8 protein-coding genes and 1 tRNA gene are annotated in these 12,610 nt (G+C 40.0%); 6 read left to right on the top strand and 3 right to left on the bottom strand.

Translation table 11 applies throughout. The features are described 5' to 3' along the window. Positions 1-158: 158 nt before the first annotated feature. Positions 159-3,116 carry a PEP/pyruvate-binding domain-containing protein gene (locus tag PHT93_RS14105; RefSeq protein WP_300244184.1) on the bottom strand — a complete coding sequence of 986 codons (2,958 nt, stop codon included), beginning with the start codon at positions 3,114-3,116 and terminating at the stop codon, positions 159-161. 212 nt (positions 3,117-3,328) lie between these two features. On the opposite strand from PHT93_RS14105, the gene gdhA reads away from it, so the two are divergent. Beyond that, positions 3,329-4,663: an NADP-specific glutamate dehydrogenase gene (gdhA, locus tag PHT93_RS14100; protein ID WP_300244182.1), complete on the top strand. Its 1,335-nt coding sequence runs from the start codon at positions 3,329-3,331 to the stop codon at positions 4,661-4,663. A 61-nt stretch (positions 4,664-4,724) separates the two neighbouring features. Here gdhA and ruvC read toward each other — a convergent pair whose 3' ends face one another. Together ruvC and PHT93_RS14090 are read right to left on the bottom strand one after the other, a co-directional pair. Continuing rightward, positions 4,725-5,285, bottom strand: a complete 561-nt coding sequence (gene ruvC, locus PHT93_RS14095; protein WP_300244180.1) for a crossover junction endodeoxyribonuclease RuvC — start codon at positions 5,283-5,285, stop codon at positions 4,725-4,727. Beyond that, positions 5,278-5,598 (bottom strand): DUF4286 family protein, encoded by a 321-nt coding sequence (locus PHT93_RS14090; protein ID WP_300244178.1) that lies wholly within the window; start codon positions 5,596-5,598, stop codon positions 5,278-5,280. The genes ruvC and PHT93_RS14090 overlap by 8 nt, the downstream gene beginning before the upstream one ends. 183 nt (positions 5,599-5,781) lie before the next feature. Between PHT93_RS14090 and PHT93_RS14085 the strand changes: the two genes are divergently transcribed. The 5 genes from PHT93_RS14085 (at position 5,782) to PHT93_RS14065 (ending at position 12,271) form a co-directional block, all read left to right on the top strand. Further along, positions 5,782-7,389 (top strand): CotH kinase family protein, encoded by a 1,608-nt coding sequence (locus tag PHT93_RS14085; protein WP_300244176.1) that lies wholly within the window; start codon positions 5,782-5,784, stop codon positions 7,387-7,389. 86 nt (positions 7,390-7,475) lie between these two features. Then, positions 7,476-7,549, top strand: a tRNA-Ala gene (locus PHT93_RS14080). Between the two features lie 82 nt (positions 7,550-7,631). Continuing rightward, entirely contained in the window at positions 7,632-9,062 is a 1,431-nt protein-coding gene (locus PHT93_RS14075) for an ATP-binding cassette domain-containing protein (protein ID WP_300244174.1), read from the top strand. After that, positions 9,059-10,816, top strand: a complete 1,758-nt coding sequence (locus PHT93_RS14070; RefSeq protein ID WP_300244172.1) for a DUF6057 family protein — start codon at positions 9,059-9,061, stop codon at positions 10,814-10,816. The genes PHT93_RS14075 and PHT93_RS14070 overlap by 4 nt, the downstream gene beginning before the upstream one ends. A 6-nt stretch (positions 10,817-10,822) precedes the next feature. Continuing rightward, complete coding sequence (locus tag PHT93_RS14065) at positions 10,823-12,271, top strand: hypothetical protein (protein ID WP_300244170.1); 1,449 nt, start codon at positions 10,823-10,825, stop codon at positions 12,269-12,271. Positions 12,272-12,610 lie beyond the last annotated feature (339 nt).

Raw genomic sequence — 12,610 nt, 5'->3', positions numbered from 1 at the left:
AATCTTTTATCACTACTTTTGCCCATGTGGTAATTTTTATTGGTGGAACAACAAAATTACACACCTAAGGCGAAACCGAAAGGGAGTAGCCTTTTTTTATGCAAATTTTAGTCGGTCAGTAGTGATATTTTTTTATTCATACTAATGATGATATAGACTTAGTCTGGTTTAAGGATTAAGCCTATACTTTTTTTTCCATTCATTTTAATCGTTGCTGGCTTCTCGAAATGTACATGTCGTAAGTGCGTTGTCTCATTGGTTGCAGGCAATGCGTTTAAGTAGGCCTCATCAAACCAGCCGTCTTCTCTGAACGGATTAATGGTGAAATAGCCGACTCCGAATGAAGTCAGATTCTGGAAAAAATGCGTTCCCTGACTGGGATCGATCCGGTAATTTTCAAGTCCGCATTCAACGATTACACGCGCATTACAGATATGTGGCCATTTAACCGGAATGCCTAACCAAGGATCACTGCTTCCCCAACGTCCCGGCCCCACAAGAATATAACCCGAATCCGTATTTGTGAATTGGCTGTTTAATTTCTCCAACTCGTATGCTATTGTCTGGTTGTCGGCAGAATTGAATGTGTCAGTCTTGACGTAAATAATATCCTGTACATTCTGTATGATGCCATGTCCGAGAACACTGGTTGAACTCAGTATTGTCTCTTTTTTTGGAATAATCGTCAAGTCGTCGTTCATTACTTCCTTATTTTCTACAATCGGTCTTACCTGAAGAAGGTAGAAAATGGCTTGTGAACAGTTTTCGGGATTAATGGTAACCGCAAACTCAATTTCAATAGGCCGTCCCATTTCTTCTTGCCCCACATGAAGAATCCGGTCGAGCGTTTCGGCTAACGGGAAAACATCGTGCTGCAGGATATTCACAAAAGAGAGAATCTTGCGTCCTCCCGGATAAAAGCCATCTCTGATTACCTGATCATACGGATCATAGGTTGAAACTAAGAATTTTAGTCCTCCGTCGGCTTCCGCATTCTTTAGATTTAACCTGAGTAAGTTGAATGAGTCATCGACAGAGAATTGCTTTGTTGCATTGGTTAAGTCGAGCGCATAAAAACGCGTTTGCGTTTCTCTTAACGCAAAGTCAAGCGTGCTCATTTGTAATATATTATGCGGGTGACGAGGGGAGAAACGAAGGGTTTGTCCTCCGTCCACAATATATTTTCCCAATCCCAGAGCAATATTGGCAATACCGTCTTCTGCTTTTTCATTTCCGATGGGGTAGAAGTTCAGCGAGCGGGCAACCCCTGATATATTCGGATAAAAATGTGTATTGTATTTTGTCCCGACAACTTCCTGCAAGACAATGCCCATCTTTTCCTGATCGATCACATTGGATGTAGCGGTCATATAGGCTTTGCTGTCTTTATAAAAAACAGACGCATAGACAGCCTTAATCGCATCACTTACGGCACGAAGCATTTCATATTTATCCTCTACTTTGGGAACCATGTAAGTGGAATAAATTCCTGCAAAAGGTTGATAGTGTGAATCTTCTAGGAGGCTTGAAGAGCGTACGGCAATAGGTCCTTTGATCACATCGAAGAACGCCATAAAATCTTCGACCAACTCTGTCGGGAGACTTGCTCTAAGGAAATATTTCAGTATATCATCATCCGAAGCATCACTCAATGCCAATGGGTACAACTCGTTTGTATCCATAAACGTGTCGAATATATCCGTACAGATCACGACTGTTTTAGGGATATTTACGGCAAAATGATTGCTGTCGAACTCCGGATAACGTTTCACCATAGCGCCGATAAACGCCAGTCCACGCCCTTTACCGCCTAAAGAACCTTCGCCTATACGAGCAAAATTACTATATTCATCAAACCTGTCTTTCTGATAAACGGCAACAACGCCGCTGTTTTTCATGCGTCTGTATTGAACGATCACATCAAAAATCAATTGCCGCGCCTCGTTCATATCCTTATAGTCGCTCACATCAATGCGTCTCAATAATTCCGCAGGAGGGAACATGGCGCGTGAGTAAAAGAAACGGGAGAAATGATTGCGCGAAAGATGATAAACAAGTGAATCGTCGGGTATGTCGAATATCTTCTTTTGTAAATCCTTGAGGTCGTGAATGCGCATGATCTCTTCCTTTGTCTGAGGATTCAGGATTACGAAATCTCCGAACCCAAAACGTTGCATGATTTTCTTACGTAAGTCCTGCGGATAACTTTTAGAGTTCTTGTCAATAAAAGAAGCCTTTAGTTTTTTGGCATAAACAACATTATTCGATTCGGAGGATTCCATAATGATCGGAATAATCAATCCAGTATTTCTTACATACTGGCCAAAACGATATCCGGCATACGGATCTTTTTTCCCTTCGCGCGAAAAACTCATATCGGCAATAATGCCAAGAATATTGTCTTTGTAAAGATCGAAGATACGAACTGCCTCTTCATAATTTCTTGCTAATTTTATTTTGGGACGTCCGCGCATACGGAGTGTTCGTTGATGAGCATTCAACGCTTCCTTTGAAAATTCCTGACTCTGCTCCAACACAAAACGGTAAAGGTGAGGTAAGGCCGATGAATAAAACCGGATCGAATCCTCAACTAATAAGATGATCTGAACCCCCACACTATGCGTGTCATCCGGCACATTCATTTTATCTTCAATTAATTTTATGATGGCTAAAAGTAGTTCCGAGTTACCTAACCAACTGAAAATATAATCGAAGGCACTCAAATCTTCGTTCGCAACCCGTTTAGATACTTCCTTCGAAAAAGGAGTCAGTACAACGATCGGGATGTCGGGATACTTCGTTTTAATCACTTTTGCCGATCCGAACATATCCGCTTCATCCATATTAGGCATATAGATTACCAACTCAAAGTTTCGGTTGGAAAGTTCTGCAAGAGCTTCATTTTTTGTGCTTACTTGCGTGAATCGGGGAGGATAACGAAGACTAAGGCTAACGTATTCATTAAATATCTGTTCATCCACCCGGCCATCATCTTCCAGCATAAAAGCATCGTATTTCGTGGCGATCAGTAATATATTATAGATACGCTTATTCATCAGATTGGCGAATGAGGTATCTTTAAAGACAAGATTCTTAAAGTTGGGAATATTGCTCATGTTTGTTTCAACTAATTATAGCTTCAAAAATAGCGAAAAAAGGAAGACAAACATATTAAGACAATAAATGGAGAATATGAATTCCGGTGTTTTTGACAGGTTTCTAAAATATGTTGAGGAATAGCTTAAAAAAGATAGTTTTAATCTTGGTTAACTCATGTTTTTCCATACATTTGTGAACAATATGATAATTCATAAAAACATAGAATACTATGAAGACAGATTTAATCCTCGCAGAGCTTGAAGCGAAACATCCTGGTGAAAAGGAGTATTTGCAAGCGGTAAAAGAAGTTCTTCTTTCAATAGAAGAGGTGTATAATCAACATCCTGAATTTGAAAAGGCTGGTATTATTGAACGTCTTGTTGAACCCGAACGCGTAATCACATTTCGCGTGCCTTGGGTGGACGACAAAGGGAAGGTGCAGGTAAATTTAGGTTACCGTGTGCAATTCAATAATGCGATAGGCCCGTATAAAGGCGGACTTCGTTTCCACCCTTCCGTGAATTTGTCTATTCTTAAATTTCTTGGCTTCGAACAAACATTTAAAAATGCGCTGACTACCTTGCCTATGGGAGGTGGAAAGGGCGGATCAGACTTCTCTATTCGCGGAAAAAGTGATGCGGAAATTATGCGTTTCTGTCAGGCATTTATGCTCGAACTCTGGCATAATATTGGTCCGGATACCGATGTACCTGCCGGTGATATTGGCGTTGGAGGACGTGAAATAGGATATATGTATGGAATGTATAAAAAATTAGCACGTGAGAATACGGGAACCTTTACCGGAAAAGGTATGGAATACGGAGGTTCTATCCTGCGTCCTGAAGCAACCGGCTTTGGTGCACTCTATTTTGTACATCAGATGCTGAAAACTCACGGTATTGATATCAAAGGAAAGACGGTTTCTGTTTCCGGTTTTGGGAATGTTGCTTGGGGGGCAACAACTAAAGCAACCGAACTCGGAGCTAAAGTGGTGACGATCTCGGGACCTGACGGATATATTTATGATCCGGACGGTATCTCAGGAGAGAAGATTGAATATATGTTGGAATTGCGTAATTCGGGAAATGATATTGTTGCTCCGTACGCAGAGGAATATCCGAATGCTACGTTCTATCCGGGAAAGAAACCATGGGAACAAAAAGTAGATATCGCTCTTCCATGTGCTACGCAAAACGAATTAGATGAAAATGATGCGCGCAGATTGATAGAGAACAAGACGCTTTGTGTAGCAGAGGTATCCAATATGGGATGCACGGCTGAAGCGGTAGATTTGTTTATTGAGCATAACCAGTTATTTGCTCCGGGTAAGGCTGTTAATGCTGGTGGAGTAGCTACCTCCGGACTTGAAATGACGCAAAATGCGATGCATATTTCGTGGACTGCCGCTGAAGTGGATGCGAAACTACATCAGATTATGGGTAGTATTCACGATCAATGTGTTGCTCATGGTAAAGACGGTAATTATATTAATTACGTGAAAGGTGCTAATATAGCCGGATTTATGAAAGTAGCCCGTGCCATGATGGCGCAGGGGGTTGTTTAATAATTGAAGTAATCGTTAATTCTATATGTAAGAGAACGTGCTTTGTCACGTTCTCTTAGTTTTATTCTCTTATTTTCTTCGGATTTTTAGCGATAAAATCTTTCCATCCGGTATATTTCTTCTCCGATAACGGATTGTTTGTCTGCAGATAATGACAAAGAGCAGCAGCCAAACCATCAGTTGCATCTAATTGAGGAAGCATGGAAGAGTCCGGAATATGAAGTATATGTTGCAACATGCCGGCAACCTGCTCCTTTGAGGCGTTTCCATTTCCGGTAATAGACATTTTGATTTTTAGAGGAGCATATTCAAAAATAGGAATGTCACGGTTTAGGGCAGCCGACATTGCCACCCCTTGAGCGCGACCTAATTTTAGCATACTCTGTACATTCTTTCCAAAGAAGGGCGCTTCAATCGCTAATTCGTCCGGATGATACTGGTCGATAAGGGATGTGACGCGTTCAAAGATTTTCCGCAAACGCAGATAGTGGTCGTCGAATTTGTTCAGTTGCAAAATTCCCAATGCCTCCATCGAAGGTTTATTCCCTTTGACAACAAGTACTCCGTATCCCATAACAATCGTACCTGGGTCAATCCCTAATATGATACGTTCCTTACTCATTTCCCTGCCAGTCTATTTCCTCCAGAAGGGTTGTAAACCCAACAATTTTCCGTCCAAAACGACCGACAAGCTCTTGTTGCAAAGCTCTACCTTCACTCTCTAACCAAAAGTTTAAGGTGTCCATATTTTTTACATGAAACTGAACAGAAAAGCTTACTCCATCATCTTCACTATCATGCAACACCTTTCTCAGGAATGGATTCAGTAGAAACCCATTTGCACTTGCCTTCGGCATATACACCTCTTTCAGATAAGTAACCCCTTCGTCTAAAATTTCATTATCAATATGGAAAGTCGTATTGTAAACAATCATTGTGTCTAATTTTATATTCAAAGGTAGTATAATTTTTTTTCATCCTTTATTTTTTCTTTAGACCGTGATCAAAAGAACCTATCGCTTTTACTTTGCTAAAAACATAATTTTGCTACCTTTGATTTTTATGACAATTTGATTTAGGATATAAGAAGTGTTAATTACTAACATACCAGCGCATTAATGAAACAGCTAAACAAAAAACAAACAAAATCCATCAGAACTTATTCTATCGGGATAATGCTTTTACCCTTTCTGCTATTCTCAATTTTTATATCTTGTTCGGATGATTCAGAGGATGAAGAACTATCTTCTGTGGCGCAAATAGATTCATTTACCTTCGAGCCTAAATCTAATAAAGAAATAATAGTTACGTCGCCGGGCAGAATGTCCGGTTCAGATATCAGTATATCTATTCCAAATGGTGTATCGCCGACTGCCTTTGTGGCTACATTTACTTATTCCGGTAAATCCGTAAAAGTAGGTGACGTAGAACAAGTCAGTGGAGTAACGAAAAATGATTTCAGCAAGCCGGTAGTTTATACTGTAACCGCTACGGACGGGACAACCGTTAATTATACTGTTGTGTCAAAAGAACTACCTCTTGTCCCGAAAGTATATGTTAATACATGGGGTGTGCCTATTTCGGATAAAGAGACATACGTCAAGTCAGAGGTACGGATTGAGGATGTTCAATATGCTACTGCTACCGATCTGCCGGCAGGTATAAAAGGGAGAGGAAATTCTACATGGGACAAACCCAAGAAGCCTTATCGGATTAAATTAGATAAAAAGGCATCCCTATTAGGCTTGAGTAACGATAAAAACTGGGCTTTACTTGCTAATTATTTTGACAAGACTTTATTAAGAAATATCACGGCTTTTGAAATAGCGAAGATCGCTGATATGGAGTGGACTCCGTCATCCGTCAGTGTTGACTTTTACATGAACGGGATATACCAGGGAGTCTATTCGTTGACCGAACACGTGAGAGTCTCGGAGGAAAGACTCAATATGGACTTGGTAGAACCTTCCGATAATTCCGGAGAGGCATTGACCGGTGATTATTTCCTTGAACTGGACTTTCATTGGGATGAATATTATAAGTTTAAAACCGATCTGGAACAATTACCAATTATGTTCAAGGATCCTGAAGAGCCTACGGATGCACAATTCAATTACGTAAAGGATTATTTCAATACGGCCGAACGTGTTTTATATTCTTCAAATTTCAAGGACCCGGACGATGGATACCGTAAATATATAGATGTAGAGTCGTTCATTAACTATTACATTGTGCAGGAGTTGGCCAAAAATGTAGATGGAAATATGAGGGGGAGTTGCTATATGTCCATTCGTCGTAACGGGAAGATCGAAATGCCTTTGGTATGGGACTTTGATCTCGCTTTCGGAAATGCTGATTATATTGTAGAAGAACAGGGAGCATCTTCTGCCGGTCCCGATGGATGGTATATCAAAACCTGTTCGCCTTGGTTCGATCGTCTTTTTAAAGATCCTTATTTTGTTTCAGAATTAAAAAAACGGTGGGAAGAATTAAAACCGGAACTGGACGGAATACCTGATTTTATCCGTGAGCACGCCCTTGCCATACAGGATTCACAAGCAAGAAATTTCACCTCCCAACCTAATGGTGCCGGATGGAATATCAATCAGGAGGAATGGAATACAAGCCGAAAAGGTGTATCATACACCTCCGAAGTTAACTTTTTTATCAATTTTGTGGAAAAACGCCTTCAATGGTTGAACACAAACATAAACAAACTGCAGTAATTGCCATATTAAAATAACTTCATTACAATTCATCGCCGAATAATAGGAAAGTTTGCGAAAACACCTATATTTGCATTCTAAATCATGGGGCATTAGCTCATCTGGCTAGAGCGTTAGACTGGCAGTCTAAAGGTGATCGGTTCGAGTCCGATATGCTCCACCTCCTCTTTTTCAAAACCCCCTGTTCTATAATGAACAAAAACAGAATAATCTGTTAACTTTGTATTACTTAAGTGATTCTTATGGAAAAACAAAATATAGTTGCTGAATTATGTGAAGTAATACCTCGTTTGCCGGAGCTTAAATTCAAACATCCTATCAATTGGACGATCTGTAAAGGGGAACACTGGGCTGTTGTTGGGCCAAATGGAGCGGGGAAAACTTTGCTTGCCGATTTCTTACAACAAAAACATGCCTTGAAAAGCGGCCGTGTTGAATTGCCGGGTACGACGGTGAGAAGTATTGCCTTTAAAGACATTTATTCCTTGACGGATGTCCGGAACTCATATTATCAACAAAGGTGGCATTCAACGGAAACGGAAGAGAGTATGCTTGTCTCTGATTTGTTAGGAGACATAAGGCTGTCTGTCGAGATAAAAAGGTTGCTTTCCTATTTTCAGTTTGAAGAACAATTATCTAAACGTCTTATTTTTCTCTCCAGTGGTGAACTTCGTAAGCTTTTGATTATACGTACGCTGATAACGATGCCGGATATTTTAATCCTTGATAATCCATTTATCGGGCTCGACGAAGACTCCCGTGTTGTTCTTGTGCAATTGTTGAAAGATATCGCGTCATTAGGGCAAACGCAGGTGATTCTTCTGTTATCTTCTGCAAAGGATATTCCTGATTTTATTACCGATATACAGCCTCTGAAAGACCGGATTTGCCTATCTCCTTCAACACGGGATGATTTTCTCAATAATAGACCCTTAATATCCGAACTCTTTCCGGAAATAAAAGAACTTCCGCTTTTTCCGGTTTTTGAGGACTCTCTGTCTTCACATGAGGTGACTCTTCGAATGGAAAATATTTTAATTCGATATGGAGAAAGAACTATTCTTCAAGACTTGAACTGGGAGGTGAAGAATAATGAAAAATGGTCGCTGTCGGGAGCAAATGGCGCCGGTAAATCTACTCTGCTGAGTTTGGTTTGTGCCGATAACCCTCAATCTTATGCCAATACATTCTATCTCTTTGATAAAAAAAGAGGATCAGGAGAAAGTATCTGGGATATTAAACGACGGATAGGGTATGTCTCTCCGGAAATGCATTTGTATTATAATGAAAATGTGGCCGCATTGCAGGTTGTGGCCTCCGGTTTCTTTGATTCGATCGGGCTTTTTCGTAAATGTACCGAAGATCAATTGCATGTGGCTACGCAATGGCTGAATGTATTTGGGGTAACCTATCTGAAAGATCGTTCTTTTCTTACACTCTCTTCCGGTGAACAACGCCTGATTTTGCTGGCCAGAGCATTTGTGAAGACTCCGGATTTATTAGTACTCGATGAACCTTTGCATGGTCTGGACTCTGCAAATAAAAAAAGAGTAGCCCGTATTATAGAATATTTTTGTTCATTACCGGGAAAAACATTAATTTACGTAACGCATTATCCGGAAGAACTGCCGGCTTGTGTAAATAAGCATTTCGTACTAAAAAAGCATCAATGATGAAAAAATGGAGCTATAGTATATGGGGCGTGTTTGCCATTCTGGTGATTACTTTGTTTGTCTTCTTGCAGCAAGAATATGCTTATCATTTCTTCTTTATTGAACAGAACTATATGTTTCAGTCTTCATTGGCTTATGCTGAATCGAAGTTCATATTACCCGGAGGATTTATTGAATGGACTGGAGAATTTCTGATGCAGTTTTTTATGTATCCTTATGTGGGAGCAACGATTACGGTTGTACTGCTTGTTCTGATTGCCTTGCTGACGAATGGAATATTGCAGAAAATAAATAAAGGATATGATTGGCTGATTGCCTCTGCTGTTCCGTCTTTATTTCTGTTGTTTATGCATTTCGATTTTAATTATATGCTTGCCGGAACGGTGGCTTTTCTTTTTATGTTGGCTGTTTTCCGAGTAGCAATATTGATTAAACATGCCGGGTGGCGTTTGATATATCATTGCATAAGCGTCTGTCTGCTTTATTGGTTGTGTGGCTCTGTTTTTACTCTCTACATTGTATTGACAGTCTTGTTTGAGTTTCTGAGTAAGAGTTCGCTCCGATATTGGTCGCTTGTATTGATTCCTTTTGGCGGATTACTTGGTTTTCTTAGTTTGTCGCTTGCTTTACAAGGAGAATATCGCTTTGTTTTCCTTCCGGATATGTTTTATCATAACAATCTGAGTGCAAAAACACATATTTACTTTTCATGGATTGTGCTTGTTGTTTTGTTTATATTCGCATTCATATTTAAGCCACAGCAAGAAAAAAAGAACTGGAGACGAATTGTTGAACTTCTAACTTCATTCATTCTTGTTTTGTTACTCTTCGGGTGGGGGGTAGGTCAACACGGAGATCAAAAGGCTAAACAGGTAAAGAAATTAGATTATTTTGTACGTGCGGAGCAATGGGATAATATTATAAAAGAATCTGACGGACTTCTTACTAACTATCTCTATTTGTGTTATTTGAATATGGCTCTCGCCGAGAAAGGTGAATTGGCAGAACGTATGTTTTTGTACGATCAGAGGGGGATCGAAGGATTAATGCTGAAATGGAATCGTACATTCTCTATATCTGTGATGTTGAGCGATGTCTATTTTGTGATTGGTAACGTAGCAATAGCGCAAGAAATGGCATTTGAAGCGTATATCAGTTCAATGGGAGGAGGAAATCCCCGTATGTTGAAACGATTGATTCAAACTAATTTGATTTATGGAGAGTACAAAGTTGCCGGGAAATATATAGATTTGTTGGAACAGACACTCTATTACAAGGACTGGGCAAAAGAACAACGGCGTTTTTTGTATAATGATGAAGCCGTAGAGTCAGATCCGTTATTAGGTGAAAAACGTAGAGGTTTGGTGGATAATAGTTATTTGTCTAATACGCAAGGGTTTGCTCAAGACCTTATCAGTCTGGCGGAACATTACCCGGCAAATAAGAACGCGATAGAATATTTAGGTGCTTCATTGTTACTAACAAAAGATATGCAAGGATTTAAATCCCTGTTGGAAACTTATTATGGTACGGATATCCTGCCCGAATTACCATTAGGCTTTCAGGAAGCAGTCATAATTCTATTTGAAAATACACCTGATGAATGGGAGAAATATAGCGTTTCTATGCCGGTAATAGATCGTTTCACCGGATACAAGAGGGCAATTCTTGCAAACAAACACAGTCAATCCTTACCCCAACTCATGGCGCGTGATTTTGCAAATACATATTGGTTCTATTTTATGTTTAAATAAAAGCATATGAGATATTTATATTTTTCTTTCCTGATTCTTCTGATGGCTTGTTCCTATTCGCTCCCTGAAGCTGAGAAGATAGACTCCTTACCGACTATTTTTCCGGATTATACGGATGTGACGGTTCCTCCGAATGTAGCTCCGTTAAACTTTAAATTGACAACGGGTGATGGTGCAATCCGTGCTTGTTTGCAATCTGGTGAAGAAAAAATCATTGTCGGAAGTTCAAAGGGTAAAATACAGATACCACTGTCCGGATGGAACGATCTGTTAGCGCATTCCAAAGGGAAATCAATTCAAGTAACTGTTTATGCGAAACAGAACAACTTGTGGAAAGAATATAAGTCATTTTCTATTCATGTGGCTGAAGAAGAGATGGATCCCTACATCACTTATCGTTTGATTGAACCGGGTTACGAGTTGTGGAATAAAATGGGTATTTATCAACGGCATTTAGAAAACTTTACTCAAAGTGCTATTATGGAAAATAAGATGACAGGCAATAATTGCATGAACTGTCATTCTTTCTGTATGCAAGATCCCGATAAGATGCTCTTTCATATGCGTGCAACGTATCCGGGTACGTTTCTTATCAATGGAGATAAAATTGAAAAACTAAATACAAAAACGGAACAAACGATCTCTAATTTAGTTTACCCATCCTGGCATCCGGGAGGTCGATATGTCGCTTTTTCAGTCAATAATACGAAACAGGCTTTCCATATGAACGACCGGAATAGGGTAGAGGTCTTCGATGAAGCTTCAGATGTCGTTGTTTATGATTCGGAAAACCATGAGATTGTAACAACTCCTGTTCTCTTCTCCAAAGAAAGGTGGGAAACGTTTCCTACGTTTTCGCCTGATGGAAAGACGCTTTATTTTTGTTCCGCCGCGCCGCGCTCAATAACAGACTTTAAAGAGATAAAATACAGTCTCTGCGCCGTCTCCTTTGATCCGCAATCCAGAAAATTCGGATCGGTTGTTGATACCCTATATAATGCAAATGACGGAAAAAGTGCTTCCTTCCCCCGCGTTTCGCCCGACGGGAATTATCTGCTTTATACGCTTTCAGGTTATGGGAATTTTTCCATCTGGCATAAAGATGCCGATTTATACCTTATTGACCTGAAGTCCGCTACCACCCGTGCAGTAGAAGAGGTAAACAGCGATGATGTAGAAAGCTATCATTCCTGGAGTAGTAATAGCCGCTGGTTTGTGTTCAGTAGTCGCCGTATCGACGGACTTTATACCCGTCCTTATTTTGCTTACTTAGACAAAAACGGGAAAGCCGGTAAGCCCTTTCTCTTACCACAGAAAGATCCGGATTTCTATCACAACTTCATGAAATCATACAACGTCCCCGAATTCATCAAAGGCAAGGTGAAAAAACAAAGCCGCTCCATTGCCGTGAAAGCTAAGAACGATCCGGGAGTTGATGTGAAGTTCGTTAAATGAATCCAACTCTTTTTGGATCAGTCCGAAACCCCGGTTGTTATTACACTTGGATTATGTCGTTTTTAATGGGATTACCTCGATAAGTTAAAACAAATCGTGGACAGCAAATATAAAAAAGCGAAATAAAAAACAAAATAATAGAAAAATTTGTCATTTTCAGACAAATTGTCGTCGGCTCCAACAGCGTTGTTTTAACGTACATATTCCGGTGATACCCACCCAGCGATTCCGGTGATATGCACCCAGTGTTTTCGCTCAGGTTACTGACAAAATTACCGTTTTTTTCTTAAACTCTCTCCTTTTAACTCAAATCGATGTGATGTATAGACAATTCTATCG

The sequence above is a fragment of the Massilibacteroides sp. genome (genome assembly GCF_028705895.1).
GTDB lineage: Bacteria > Bacteroidota > Bacteroidia > Bacteroidales > Tannerellaceae > Massilibacteroides.
Note: the sequence above shows the minus strand (reverse complement) of the source record. Positions and strands in the feature narration are given on the sequence as shown.